The sequence below is a fragment of the Terrisporobacter glycolicus ATCC 14880 = DSM 1288 genome (assembly GCF_036812735.1).
GTDB lineage: Bacteria > Bacillota > Clostridia > Peptostreptococcales > Peptostreptococcaceae > Terrisporobacter > Terrisporobacter glycolicus.
This window is the reverse complement of the sequence record NZ_CP117523.1, coordinates 2,197,875-2,210,973: the sequence shown is the minus strand read 5'-3', so window position 1 is coordinate 2,210,973 and position 13,099 is coordinate 2,197,875. Positions and strand designations below refer to the sequence as shown.

The following is a 13,099-nucleotide window of genomic DNA, read 5'->3' as shown; positions in this document are numbered from 1 at the left end:
ACATCAGAATTTCCAAAAATCGATTTAGACTATGGATACTGGCATTTACATATACCCACATCCCAAAGATTTATTGATTCTTATAAAACACCTGTTGCACTAAGAAGAAAGTGCATTCAGTTAATTATAGATAGAGTTGAGTTTTTAATAAATAATAAATTACAATCAGATATTGCCACAAGGGTTGTTGCTTGTATAAATCTTCCTAGCCTATGGGATTCGCAGATTATAGTATTCTTTGGAGATGAGTACTATAAGAATTTCTTTAATAGAAATACTAAATATCAAAAATGGATTCCACTTTTAAAGGAGAGAAATATTTGCAAAGAATGGGATTTAAATTTTCCAAGTTCAATGAAAGTAAAAGGATATAAAGAAGAAATTTATGAAGAGGATTTATGCTATGAAGGAGAGCTGTGGTTTATTGGTGAAATAGATGTAAAATAAGCCTATATCTTAATATAAGATATAGGCTTATTTTTGTAATAAATTATTAATTTACTTAATCTTAATTTTCTGGTCAATAAGAAAATATATAATCATTGCTGGAAAAACAATAAATGATATGTATTTGCTAGGGATTATATTAAATAATAGCAATAATCCGAGTGTTACAATAAAAATACCACTGCCTAAATCTACAAAAAAATTTATTTTTTCAGTTTTTCCTTTATAGTATTCTACTGATGTAAAAATAATAATTATTATTCCTAAAACTATGGATATCATACCAGGTGATTTCATAACTATCATATTCCTCCATTTTAATTAAAATTCTCTTAATCTCATTATTCCCTATTGTAGAAATTTTTCTTACAAGTTATTAGGAATTCTGATTCATAAAAAAATTATACTACTTTATTTATTATAGAAGTGTTAAAAATTTTTAGCATAAATTAGCATAATAGAAATTTCATTTTTTCAATGTGTTACAATTAGAATAAGTCATATGAAGTATGGGGGAGTATATGAAGAAAATGTATTTTTTAATACCTATAATACTTATATTATCTATTATAGGTAGCTTTGGGGGGATAGTATATAATCTTAAATTTAAACATGACAAACTTCAAGGTATATCACAAAACCAGCTACCATTATATGAGGCAGATCAAATAGTTGTTGATGAGGACGGAAATTACTATATTGGAGGTGGTTGGTATAATCTTAATATACAAATCTTTGATTCAAATGGAAATTACAAAAATACAATATCATTTTCAGGAGGAAGTTGCAATTTTAGTGTAGAAAAAAATAAATTAATTGCTATTTCATTTGGTAAAACTGAAAGTATAGAATATGTTATTGATTTAGATAAAATGAAAATATTAGAAGAAAATGAAATTGATAGTGATAAAGCTGAAGATTTATTTGTAAAATATGGGCAATTAACAGAGAAGACTTATAAAACAAGAAATATAATTTATGAATTGAAACGTAATTTTATTTTGCATAATAAAATTAATATTATAAATGGTGACACAACCAAGACATTGGTTCTAAAAAATATGCCAATATTTCCTTTACCTACACCAGTATATTTAGGAGTAATAGTATTGTTATTTTGGAGCTTATGTTTATATATAAATATAGTTTTATATTTTGATAAAATCAAAGAAAAGATAAATAGCTATAAAAAGATAAGAAGTAAATAAAAGTTATTTTCTTAAAATAATGTAATGGAGGAAATAGCAATGAAGAAATTTACAAAAATACTAATGATCCTACTACTTGTGATAATAGTAATATTAACAAGTGTTTTTTATAAAAATATAAGAATAAATAGTTACATAAAAGAAAATAACTCATTTGATTTAATAAATACAAATAATTATGAGGTATTTCTTTCTGGTGAAACTCACACTATGGCAAAAAGTGATAAATTTAAAAAAGAATTTTTTACATACTTAAATAAAAAAGCTGGAGTTAAAAACATAATGGAAGAGGCAGGTTTTTGTAATGTACTTTTATTAAATGAATATATACAAAGTGGGAATGAAGATTATTTAAAATCTTTTATGAATCAACTAAAAGGTACAATGGCCTATACTAAAGAAAAATATGAATTTTATAAATGGTTATATAAATACAACTTAGAATTAGATGAAGATTCTAAAATAAACATCTATGGCATTGATGTGGAACATGACTCATTGGCTGCAGTAAAAGGTATAAAAACTTTAATAGATAAAAATAAAACTGTGCCAAAATCTCTTCAAAAAGGGATTTATCTTCTTAAAGAAGAAAATACAAAGTCTGCTAAATATTTAAAAATGGCCTATGAAGAAGATAAAAAATCATGTGAAGAATATTTTGGAGAAAAATTTATATATTTTGAAAATGGAATAAAGAACTTGTATCAACTTGGTGGAGGAGAAGATAGGCGTGATAAGGTAATGATGAGAAACTTTTCATTTTTATATTCACTAAAAAAAGGAGAAAAATTCTTTGGACAATTTGGAAGTGAACACATATATCAAGATTATATGAATAGTGATTTTCTTACTATGGAAGAAGTAAGGTTTGGCACATTACTAAATAGTAAATCATCTCCAGTAAAAAATAAAGTTTATTCTTTGTTATGCATTTATGAAAATAAAGAAGGAAATTTTCCATCAAAGAATTTTTTCAATTATTTTTATTTTAACAATATTAAATCAGATAAATTTATTGAACTTTCAAGAGAAAAAAGTCCTTTTTATAATAAAGAATATTTATTTAATGGAAGTAAGGAAAATAGCGTAACTTGTGATTATATACAAGGATTGATGATACTTAGAAACTCTAAAAAAACACAAGTGTATGGAAATTAAAACGTTTTTGAGGTGGAATATATGAATATTAATTTTAGAGAAATAGATAAATCAAATTACAATACTTGTATAAATCTAAAGGTGGCAGACCATCAAAAGGACTATGTTGCAAGTAATGCCATATCCTTGGTACAAGCTTTTTATGAAGAAGAGTTATATCCTATTGGTATTTATAATAATGAGGAAATGGTAGGATTTATACTATATGATTATGACAAAGAGCTGGAAGGATGGTCATTTTCTAGATTTATGATAGATATTAATCACCAAAATAAAGGTTATGGATCAAAAGCTCTAGAAAAGTTTTTAGAGTTTTTTCATAATAAATACGAAGAGGAAAATTTATATACAAGTGTGGAAATAGACAACGATGTAGCCATGAAGCTTTATGAAAAATACGGATTTAATAAAAAAGATTCATTTGAATATAAAATTGGAAATACTGTTTATAAGGAATTTAGAATGTTGAAGGAATGGAGGTAGTTTAATTTGAACAATACTTTTAATAAATCAATTACAGAAATAATAAAAGATAGACATTCAGTAAGAACTTACAAAGATGTAGAATTATCAAAGGACATTATAGAAAAAATAGAAACTTACTTAAAAGAAATTAATAATAGTAAAGGAATTTTTGGTGGGTCAATAAGAGTTAATCTAATTGAAAAAGATGACAATGATAAAGAGACAAAATTAGGAACATATGGAGTTATAAAAGGTGCAAATTATTATTTGACTGCAGCTTATGACAAAAGTGAAATGGGGCTTTATGATTTAGGATACTTATTTGAAAAAGTTGTATTATACGCTACATCTCTAAATTTGGGAACTGTGTGGTTAGGAGGAACTTTTAATAAAGGTAAATTTGCAAAAGCCATAGACCTAAAAAGTAATGAAGCTTTACCAATAGTATCTCCAGTGGGTATTGAAGCTGAAAAGAAAACTTTTATTGCAAAAGTATTTGGTGGCAATACAAATAAAAGAAAAGCATTTAATGAAATATTTTTCGAAAATAATTTTGATACACCACTTACTTATGAAGAAGCAGGGGATTTTGGTGAAGTTTTGGAGAATGTAAGATTAGCACCATCTGCCCTTAACAAACAGCCTTGGAGAATAGTAAAGGAAAATGATAATTTCCATATATACAATGAGGGCAAAATAGAAATGAGCAAAATTGATATGGGTATCGCCCTATGTCATTTTAACTTAAGTGTTAAAGAAAAAGGGCTTAAAGGTGAGTTTAAAGTGCTAAATGAGAAAGATAGTGATAAATTTAAATACTTAATATCTTGGATAGGATAAATTTAATAAGAGTAAAAAATAGTTTTGAAGTTATTAAGGGGGATTAACAGGAATGAAAAATAGTAAATTTATAAATGGCAGCATATTTGTACTTAGTCTTATTTGTTTAATAATATCATGTAAATTATTTTGGAATTTAGGTATTTATGTAGATGAATTTAATACATCTCCAGATGTGGTATTAGGTGGTGAGTTCTGGCTTTCTATGGATTGGCTGAGAATAGGAGCATCTGCTTTAATTTGTTTCTTATCAGGTATAAATTTATTTCAATCTCAAAAGTAACATATTTTCAAATGAATTTTTAAGCGTGTTAGGGGGGGAGAGACGAAATGATAAGAAATAAAAAAATAAATCCTATTGAAAGATATATAAAACAAAAGAAGAATTATGGATGGGAAGTAAAAAGTGAAGATAGTGAATACTTAATATTTGAAAAAGAAGAACCAAATGGAAAGTATTTTCAAACCTTTATGAAAGACGAATTATCTTTTAGCTCAATATTTGTTATAATATATCTACTTTTTATTCAAAATATTCATTATTATTACAAAGTAGACTTTTACTATACAGTAACAAGCTACTGGAAAATTTTTATGTTATGTTTTACTAATTTATTTATTATAATATTCTTAATAATATGTACTGTAGAAATATATTATTTATTTAAACATAGAGTTAGTATGCAAGGTGGTAAAAGTGAGTATATAATACCAATAAAGCTAGTAAAAAGAAAAATGAAGTATGAAAAAGTAGGGTCAATTACTTTATTGTTTTTATTTATTATAGGGGTAACTACCACAATATGTGCCAATGTTTTATCAAAAGACAAGGAACCAAATGTCAACCTAAATTTAAAATTAACAGAGTTAAATGATAAAATTGAAGGTGAAATTGATAATTCATTAGATATAAGAAAAACAATATTTGCTGAAGATATTTATTTGAAGCAAATTGTTTACCATACTATTGACAAAAAGTACTATACTGATCGATTAGTAAAAGGACGCTTGGATATAGAGTATTTTTTCAGTGATAATCAGTGGGTTTTAAATAAAGGTTTTGAAAGTATTTATAATGACTTAAGTGATTACAGTTTATATAAAGAAGATAATAATTCGCAAGAGCTTAAAAATTGGGGTGCAAAGAAATTATTTATAGGCGAAAATAAGGAACGTATTATTTTGTATGAGGATAGGGTACTAGCTATAGATGGAGATTTTGATTACACAAAGGAAAATATAGATAAAATATTAAAAGCTTGTAGTGAGTTGAAAAAATAAAAATGTCTAGGTGGGATATATTCCTTCCTAGCTTTTTTATTTTATAAATTATTGTTTTTACTTTTTTAGGGATAAATATATTTAAATTTTAAAATTACAAGGAAAAATCATATGATAGAAAAATAATTAACAAAAAATTGATTAATAAAATTTATAAGATTATAAAAATTTAAAAGTAAAAGTGGTGAAAATTCAATATACAAATCTTACAACAGTTACAATTAAAAGGTTTTAATATTCTGAAAATATATGAAATTAAATAAATACTGACTTTTCTAAATAGAACAAACACTAAAAGGTTGTCATGGATTTAACAATGAATTAAAGAAAATCATATATTCTCTGAGAAAATATCTTAGATAATTAAGTTAAAAACTAAATTACCTATAATAAATATTTTTAAATACATAAAAATTATAATTTATTTTAAAAAGTATTGCGAAAACGTTTTTTTGTATTACAATAATCAAGTAATGATTTTTTCATATTTATGAAAATAAGCGCAAAATCATAACTAATATTATTTGCATATGAAAAGGGAGGAAAGATTATGGGACAAAATTTACAAAAGAATTTAGGACTTTCAGCAGCTTTGTCAACAGTTATTGGTATGGTTATAGGAGCAGGAGTATTTTTTAAACCCCAAGCTGTATACACTTTGACTGGAGGAGCTCCAGGTCTTGGAATTCTATCATGGATTTTGGCAGGAATACTTACAATAGCTGGAGGATTAACAGCAGCCGAAGTATCAGCAGCAATACCTAAAACAGGTGGTATGATGGTATACATAGAAGAAATTTATGGTGAAAAATTAGGGTTTTTAACTGGGTGGATGCAAAGTGTATTATTTTTCCCAGCAATGATAGCAGCCCTATCAGTAATGTTTGGACAACAAGTTGCTTATTTATTTGGAAATCCTTCATTAAGCTTACCTTTTACAATAGGTGTAATAGTGTTTTTAGCTTTTATGAACAATCTTGGTTCAAAAACTAGTGGTACAATACAAACAGTATCAACAATTTGTAAATTAATACCTTTGATTATACTAATGATATTAGGATTCGTAAAAGGAAATCCATCTTCAGCATCCATAATGACTCCAATGGTGGGAGAAGGAGTTTCTCCTATGGGAATAGTTGGACAACTTATGATAGCTGTATTATTTGCTTATGATGGGTGGATGAACGTAGGGGCTATAGCTGGTGAAATGAAAAACCCAGGAAAAGATTTACCAAGAGCTATAGTTGGTGGATTAACAGCAGTAATGTCAGTATATATTATAATAAATATAGCTTATCTTTGTGTATTACCTGCAAATACACTAGCAACTTTTGACTCTCCAGCTTCTGCAGTAGCTGAAGTTATTCTAGGGCCAATAGGTGGGAAATTAATAACTTGTGGTATATTAATATCATTATTTGGTTGTGTTAACGGATATATTTTAACTGGTTCAAGATCTTTATATACTTTAGGAGTTAAAGAATTAATACCAGGAAGTAAATTTATAAAAAAACTTAATAAACAAGATACTCCTGCATATGCAATAGGTGTTATAGTTGTACTTTCAGTAATATATTCTTTATCAGGTCAATTTAATTTACTTACAGATTTAGCTATGTTTTCTGTATGGGCTTTCTATGTATTAACTTTTTATGGAGTAATAAAACTTAGAAAAGATAACCCTAATTTACATAGACCTTATAAAGTTCCAATGTATCCTTTTATACCTATTCTTGCAATGAGTGGTGGATTATTTGTAATTTTAAATCAATTATTATTTGCTGGTTCATCTAACAGAGCTTTAGCAATTGGAAGTGTATTGATAACTTTATTAGGTCTACCTATATATAATCATTTTAACAAATTAAAAGAAATTAATTTCAAATCTAGAAAAATAGTATAAATTAAATAAAAGCTACTTAAAATGTGGAAATAGTGGTAATAACTTAAATTATTAAAGTTATCACCACTATTTTTTTATTTATTTTGGATAATATGAAAACAAACTATTCAAAAATGTATGGATTTTAAAATATGTGAAAATTTTGATTAATTCAAAAAGTATTGCGAAAACGTTTTTTTATACTACAATAATTAAGTAAAGTTTTTTATAGCTATGGCGAATATGGTGTGATTATAATTATTGTTTGCAATTAAAAGGGAGGAATAGTTATGGAACAAAATTTACAAAAAAATCTAGGACTATCAGCGGCACTATCAACAGTTATTGGAACGGTTATTGGAGGTGGAGTATTTTTTAAATCCCAAGCAGTTTATACCTTAACAGGGGGAGCTCCGGGACTGGGAATTTTAGCCTGGATATTAGCCGGTGTACTTACAATAGCTGGTGGTCTAACGGCAGCTGAAATATCAGCAGCAATACCTAAAACAGGTGGTATGATGGTATACATAGAAGAAATTTATGGGGAAAAATTAGGTTTTTTAACTGGATGGATGCAAAGTTTATTGTTTTTTCCAGCAATGATAGCAGCTATATCAGTAATGTTTGGACAGCAAGTTGCTTATTTATTTGCTAACCCTTCATTAAGTTTGCCTTTTACAATAGGCGTAATGGTGTTTTTAGGATTTATGAATAATTTAGGTTCAAAAACTAGTGGTATAATACAAACAGTATCTACAGTTTGCAAACTAATACCTTTAGTTATATTAATCGTATTAGGTTTTGTTAAAGGAAATCCATCTTCAGCATCTATAATGACTCCAATGATTGGAGAAGGATTGTCTCCTATGAGCATAATGGGACAACTTATGATAGCTGTATTATTTGCTTATGATGGATGGATAAACGTAGGGGCAATAGCTGGTGAAATGAAGAATCCAGGTAAAGATTTACCAAGGGCTATTGTTGGTGGTTTATCTGTTGTAATGGCAGTATATGTTATAATAAACATATCATATCTTTGTGTATTGCCAGCAAGCGCATTAGCAACTTATGACGCTCCAGCTTCTGCAGTAGCCGAAGTTATTCTAGGGCCAACAGGTGGAAAGTTAATTACATGTGGTATATTAATATCATTATTTGGATGTGCTAATGGATATATTTTAACTGGTTCAAGACCTTTATACACTTTAGGTGTGAAAGAGTTAGTACCAGGAAGTAAATTTATAAAAAAACTTAACAAACAAGATACTCCTGCATGTTCAATAGGTGTTATTGTAGCAATTTCAATTGTGTATTCAATATCAGGTCAATTTAATTTACTTACAGATTTAGCTATGTTTTCTGTGTGGGTTTTCTATGTTTTAACTTTTTACGGAGTAATAAAACTTAGAAAAAATAATCCGGATTTACATAGACCATATAAAGTGCCAATGTATCCTTTAATACCTATTATTGCAATGTGTGGAGGATTATTTGTACTAATAAATCAATTGTTTTTTGCAGGTTCATTTAATACAGCAATGTCAATTGGTAGTATAGTAGTAACTTTACTAGGTTTACCTATGTATAATTATTTTGATAAATTAAGAGTTAAGGATTTTGGAACTGAAAAAACAGGATAGACTTATAAGTGTAAACTAAAGGTAGGATAGACCCATAAATGTAAACGGTTACAAATAAAAGGATAGTTGTGATAACTTAAATTTTAAAAGTTATTATACTATCCTTTTTATTATTGGACATAAATTATAAGAATAAATTATCTTAAGATGTATTAATAAAGTAGTAATGAGAATATACTCTATAGTAAAATTATGTAGTGAGGGTAACTTAAAGAAATTATTTTAAAAGGAAGAGGCATAGGGGGAAAATAATGAAAGAAATTAAAATTTGGCAAATGATTTTGATTTACCTTGGAACAACATTTTTAGTTACATTTGGAGTAATATTATATTCATTTTTAAAAGGTATACCAGAAATGAATGATTTACAATTGTCATTTGTTTTATCTTTATCAGTATTACTAGTTACTTTAATATCAGGTAGAGTAGGTGTAAAATTAGCAAAAGAAAGATTTAATAATTTTAAAAAAGTTGCTAGTATAAAAGAAATAATAATAGTAGTAGCAACTCAGATATTTTTATCCATAGGCCTTTCTAATCTAAGTTTAGGATTTGTATCAATTACTGATAAAAATAAAGCCTTAGAGGTGGTTAATGATACTTTTGGAAATCCGATTAATAATAAAGAATTGTTAATATTCCTGATTTCTATAGTAATAATAGCACCTCTTTTAGAGGAAATAATTTTTAGAAGAATTGTTTTTAAAAGATTAAATATGAGATTTAGCTTTATTATTTCTGCAATTATATCATCTTCCATTTTTGGTATTGGTCATGAGTTTTTAGGTGTATTAGGAGCTATAGTCTTTGGTGTGGCATGTTGTTTATTATACGTAAAATATAATAACTTACTAGTTCCAATTACTGTTCATGTTGTAAATAATTTATTATCGGGAATTTTTACAAGTATAAGTTATTTCAAGGGGAGTTTAAATGAGAAGGTGAGTGTTATAACAAGTTTTGATATTAAAATGAACTTTGTTATAGGCACAATTTTAACAGTTATAACATTAATAATATTTATTAGATTTATTATTGGAAATAAGCAGTATTTAAAAACAAATAGAGGCAAATTAAAAATTTCATAGTTTTTCTTAATATTAATATACTAAAAAATATATTTGATTTAATATTAATATTGTGATAGAATTCCACTATAATTCAATTTTATATTTTAGTTTTCTAGGGTTCCGCAGTTTGTGCTGGCTGGTCCGAGAGAAAACGCGCAGCAATTGTGTACACGGAAGGATAAAAGCCTGGGAGATATTTTTAATAATATCCCTGTGGCTTTTTTTTTATTACTATTTTCAAGGAGGCATAATTTAATGGAAAAATTAAAAGTTAAATTTATGAAGTATGTTAGTTTAAATGTTATGGGAATGATAGGTATTTCATGTTATATTCTTGCAGACACATTGTTTGTTTCAAAGGCCCTTGGAACTGTAGGTCTTGCATCGCTGAATTTTTCAATACCTGTTTTTAGTATTATTCAGGGGATTGGTCTGATGATAGGTATTGGTGGTGCAACAGATTATTCAATTAATGAACAACAAAATATTAGTAATAATACATCATTTACTCAGTCATTATATTTGGGTGGAGTAATGTCTATTATATTTGTATTGTTAGGGGCTTTCTTTGCAAAAGAATTAAGTACATTGCTAGGTGCAGATGAAGCAACACTTTCACTTACAAAGACTTATTTGACTACCATAATGTTATTTGCACCATTTTTTATTTGTAACAATATTTTGCTGGCTTTTATTCGTAATGACAATAATCCAAAGTTATCAATGATAGCCATGCTTACTAGTAGTTTGGCAAATATAATTTTAGATTATGTTTTTATGTTTCCTTTTTCAATGGGGATTTTTGGAGCAGCACTTGCAACATCACTTTCTCCAATAATAAGTTTATGTATATTATCAATACATTTTACTCAGAAAAATCAAAACATTCATTTTGTAAAAAGTAAAATATTATTTTCAAAGATATATCATATTATGACATTAGGACTTTCATCACTTATTGGAGAGCTTACATCAGCAATATCTTTAATAACATTTAATTTAATAATACTAAGAATTGATGGAAACACAGGTGTAGCAGCATATGGTATAGTAGCAAATGTGGCACTTATTGCTACTTCCATATTTACAGGAATATCTCAGGGGATTCAGCCCCTGTCTAGTGAGTATTATGGTAGAGGAGATATGACGTTAGTAAATCGTATTTTGCGATATTCTATGACAACTACTATAATATTCGCGATTTTAATTTATACAATTGTTTATATTTTTACAAATCAAATAGTGGCTATATTTAATAGTGAAAACAACATGAAACTTATGATTATAGCATCACAAGGAATGAAAATATACTTTTTAGGGTATTTATTTGCAGGAATTAATATAGTGTCTTCTGCATTTTTTAGTTCCATATCAAATGCAAAACAAGGCATGATTATATCTATTTTAAGAAGTACTTTAATCCTTATTCCTACTGTTTTACTTTTAAGCTCTATATTTAAAATGGATGGTATTTGGTATGCCTTTGTAATAACTGAATTAGTGGTGTTTGCTATAAACAGTATGTTTTTAATTAAGATGAAAAGTATCTTTTAGTTGACAAAATGTAAACAACAGATTACAATTTAAAATGTAAACAACAGATTACATTTTGTCAAGGAGGTAATACTTTGATACACAATCGAATTAAAGTTTTGAGAGCTGAACGTGATTGGACACAAGCTGACTTAGCTGCAAAGGTAGGTATCTCTCGTCAAGCGGTTATATCAATTGAGAAGTATAAATATACACCATCTTTAGAATTAGCTTTTAAAATCGCAAAGGTTTTTGATATTTCAATAAATAAAGTTTTTGAATACGAGGAGGATTAAAATAATGAATGGACAAATTATTATTTCAATTTTTATAATTCTTAGTACTGGAATTACTATTTTTCTTTATATGTGGAAGGCTAAAAAAGAAATTGATTACAAAAAAGACGAACGTTGGCAGTTAATTCAAAACAAAGCTAATAATGCAGCGAATTTTTCAAACTATATCTTGATAGTATTTTTAGCTATTGGAGAAACCATATTGCTATTTTCTAATATTGACATAACCCTTACTTTGAATCGTGTATTTACTTATGTGTTATGTTTTATCGGATTACGAAATGCTATAGAATTATTTTCGCTAAAATATTTCGATAATCAATTATAACTGAAAGAAATACATTGTGATTAGATAATACTATAGCTAAATTATAAATAGCAACTATTTCGGGAGAGACCAAAGTAGTTGCTATTTTTAATTTACAAATATACAATTTTTATATCTAATATGTAGAAGTTCTACTTAATTAAATTAAATACATTCTTCTACTAATTTTCTATTTTTTTATTGGATCTTCAAATGATGGTGGAGTAATATTCATTTTGCTATCGTGGTTAGGTCCTGGTGTAGATAAATCAAAGTATATTTTTGAATCTTCAGTTACCCCAAAACTCTTATTAGAACCTGTATCTTTAACTTTGTTAAGAGCATCTCTAAATAATGCATTATGGGCTTCCTCTCTGTTTAGTAAGAAATCTATTGTTTCTCTTACATATTTATCTTCTATTTGTCTATAAAGATATTCATAAACAACTTTAGCTCTTTGCTCTGATGCTATATTGGATAATAAATCAGCAACTAAGTCACCTGTTACAGTTACGTAATCTGCTGTCCATGGTGCTCCTGATGAGTTTATTAATACAGGAGATAGTCCTGTTAATACATGGGTTTCAACCTCACCTGATTCAACTGCTTTATAGTCAACATCATGACCGTTTAGTAGATTTATAGTTTGGGCTACCATTTCCATATGGCTAAGTTCTTCTGATGCTATATCCAAGAATAAATCTTTGATTTCTGGATCCTTTATTCTAAAACTTTGAGCCATATACTGCATAGCAGCTTTTAATTCTCCATTACCTCCACCTAATTGTTCTTGCATTAGAACTGCATATTGAGGGTTAGGTTTTTCTACTTTTACTTCATGTAACAATGCTTTATCATGTTTAAACAAAATAATTTACCTCCTTTATTATAATTAGTCTTATTTTTTCCTGTACTTTGCTTTGTATTCTTTTAATTAATGGAAAAGATTAAGTTTATATTAAAATATTA

At 27.2% G+C, this 13,099-nt stretch carries 14 protein-coding genes, 1 pseudogene and 1 riboswitch; of the genes and pseudogenes, 13 read left to right on the top strand and 2 right to left on the bottom strand.

Features of this window, described 5'->3' with window-relative positions:
* Positions 1-6: 6 nt before the first annotated feature.
* Positions 7-447, top strand: a pseudogene (locus TEGL_RS10965) (DUF3916 domain-containing protein); the annotation flags it as partial.
* Between the two features lie 51 nt (positions 448-498).
* Here the strand turns inward: TEGL_RS10965 and TEGL_RS10960 are convergent.
* On the bottom strand, positions 499-744 hold the full coding sequence (locus tag TEGL_RS10960) for a hypothetical protein (RefSeq protein ID WP_146053484.1): 246 nt from the start codon (positions 742-744) through the stop codon (positions 499-501).
* A gap of 224 nt (positions 745-968) precedes the next feature.
* On the opposite strand from TEGL_RS10960, the gene TEGL_RS10955 reads away from it, so the two are divergent.
* The 12 genes from TEGL_RS10955 to TEGL_RS10900 all read left to right on the top strand — a co-directional run bounded on the left by TEGL_RS10955 (position 969) and on the right by TEGL_RS10900 (position 12,151).
* On the top strand, positions 969-1,655 hold the full coding sequence (locus TEGL_RS10955) for a hypothetical protein (RefSeq protein WP_018590702.1): 687 nt from the start codon (positions 969-971) through the stop codon (positions 1,653-1,655).
* Between the two features lie 39 nt (positions 1,656-1,694).
* Positions 1,695-2,813 (top strand): erythromycin esterase family protein, encoded by a 1,119-nt coding sequence (locus TEGL_RS10950; RefSeq protein WP_018590703.1) that lies wholly within the window; start codon positions 1,695-1,697, stop codon positions 2,811-2,813.
* Positions 2,814-2,834: 21 nt separating this feature from the next.
* A complete protein-coding gene (locus TEGL_RS10945; RefSeq protein WP_018590704.1) occupies positions 2,835-3,296 on the top strand; it encodes a GNAT family N-acetyltransferase in 462 nt (153 codons plus the stop codon).
* 6 nt (positions 3,297-3,302) lie between these two features.
* Positions 3,303-4,118 (top strand): nitroreductase family protein, encoded by an 816-nt coding sequence (locus TEGL_RS10940; protein ID WP_018590705.1) that lies wholly within the window; start codon positions 3,303-3,305, stop codon positions 4,116-4,118.
* Between the two features lie 52 nt (positions 4,119-4,170).
* Positions 4,171-4,401, top strand: coding sequence for a hypothetical protein (locus TEGL_RS10935; protein WP_018590706.1), 231 nt, complete (start codon positions 4,171-4,173; stop codon positions 4,399-4,401).
* Positions 4,402-4,448: 47 nt separating this feature from the next.
* The gene (locus TEGL_RS10930; RefSeq protein WP_018590707.1) at positions 4,449-5,399 is read left to right on the top strand and encodes a hypothetical protein; all 951 of its coding nucleotides are present in this window, start codon (positions 4,449-4,451) and stop codon (positions 5,397-5,399) included.
* A gap of 550 nt (positions 5,400-5,949) precedes the next feature.
* Positions 5,950-7,302, top strand: a complete 1,353-nt coding sequence (locus tag TEGL_RS10925; RefSeq protein ID WP_018590708.1) for an APC family permease — start codon at positions 5,950-5,952, stop codon at positions 7,300-7,302.
* Positions 7,303-7,571: 269 nt separating this feature from the next.
* A complete protein-coding gene (locus tag TEGL_RS10920; RefSeq protein ID WP_018590709.1) occupies positions 7,572-8,924 on the top strand; it encodes an APC family permease in 1,353 nt (450 codons plus the stop codon).
* 251 nt (positions 8,925-9,175) lie between these two features.
* Positions 9,176-10,012: a CPBP family intramembrane glutamic endopeptidase gene (locus tag TEGL_RS10915; protein ID WP_018590710.1), complete on the top strand. Its 837-nt coding sequence runs from the start codon at positions 9,176-9,178 to the stop codon at positions 10,010-10,012.
* A gap of 83 nt (positions 10,013-10,095) precedes the next feature.
* A riboswitch (guanidine-I (ykkC/yxkD leader) is annotated at positions 10,096-10,189 on the top strand.
* A gap of 60 nt (positions 10,190-10,249) precedes the next feature.
* Positions 10,250-11,548, top strand: coding sequence for an MATE family efflux transporter (locus TEGL_RS10910; RefSeq protein ID WP_018590711.1), 1,299 nt, complete (start codon positions 10,250-10,252; stop codon positions 11,546-11,548).
* 74 nt (positions 11,549-11,622) lie between these two features.
* Positions 11,623-11,823, top strand: coding sequence for a helix-turn-helix transcriptional regulator (locus TEGL_RS10905; protein ID WP_018590712.1), 201 nt, complete (start codon positions 11,623-11,625; stop codon positions 11,821-11,823).
* A 4-nt stretch (positions 11,824-11,827) separates the two neighbouring features.
* Positions 11,828-12,151 (top strand): hypothetical protein, encoded by a 324-nt coding sequence (locus TEGL_RS10900; protein ID WP_018590713.1) that lies wholly within the window; start codon positions 11,828-11,830, stop codon positions 12,149-12,151.
* A 169-nt stretch (positions 12,152-12,320) separates the two neighbouring features.
* On the opposite strand, the gene TEGL_RS10895 is transcribed toward TEGL_RS10900, so the two are convergent.
* Positions 12,321-12,998 carry a manganese catalase family protein gene (locus TEGL_RS10895; RefSeq protein ID WP_018590714.1) on the bottom strand — a complete coding sequence of 226 codons (678 nt, stop codon included), beginning with the start codon at positions 12,996-12,998 and terminating at the stop codon, positions 12,321-12,323.
* Between the last annotated feature and the right edge of the window lie 101 nt (positions 12,999-13,099).

Bases quoted from the DNA above. Each gene is read 5' to 3' on its own strand.
- TEGL_RS10960 (WP_146053484.1), bottom strand. From the start codon at position 744: ATGAAATCACCTGGTATGATATCCATAGTTTTAGGAATAATAATTATT.
- TEGL_RS10955 (WP_018590702.1), top strand. From the start codon at position 969: ATGAAGAAAATGTATTTTTTAATACCTATAATACTTATATTATCTATT.
- TEGL_RS10950 (WP_018590703.1), top strand. From the start codon at position 1,695: ATGAAGAAATTTACAAAAATACTAATGATCCTACTACTTGTGATAATA.
- TEGL_RS10945 (WP_018590704.1), top strand. From the start codon at position 2,835: ATGAATATTAATTTTAGAGAAATAGATAAATCAAATTACAATACTTGT.
- TEGL_RS10935 (WP_018590706.1), top strand. From the start codon at position 4,171: ATGAAAAATAGTAAATTTATAAATGGCAGCATATTTGTACTTAGTCTT.
- TEGL_RS10930 (WP_018590707.1), top strand. From the start codon at position 4,449: ATGATAAGAAATAAAAAAATAAATCCTATTGAAAGATATATAAAACAA.
- TEGL_RS10925 (WP_018590708.1), top strand. From the start codon at position 5,950: ATGGGACAAAATTTACAAAAGAATTTAGGACTTTCAGCAGCTTTGTCA.
- TEGL_RS10920 (WP_018590709.1), top strand. From the start codon at position 7,572: ATGGAACAAAATTTACAAAAAAATCTAGGACTATCAGCGGCACTATCA.
- TEGL_RS10915 (WP_018590710.1), top strand. From the start codon at position 9,176: ATGAAAGAAATTAAAATTTGGCAAATGATTTTGATTTACCTTGGAACA.
- TEGL_RS10910 (WP_018590711.1), top strand. From the start codon at position 10,250: ATGGAAAAATTAAAAGTTAAATTTATGAAGTATGTTAGTTTAAATGTT.
- TEGL_RS10900 (WP_018590713.1), top strand. From the start codon at position 11,828: ATGAATGGACAAATTATTATTTCAATTTTTATAATTCTTAGTACTGGA.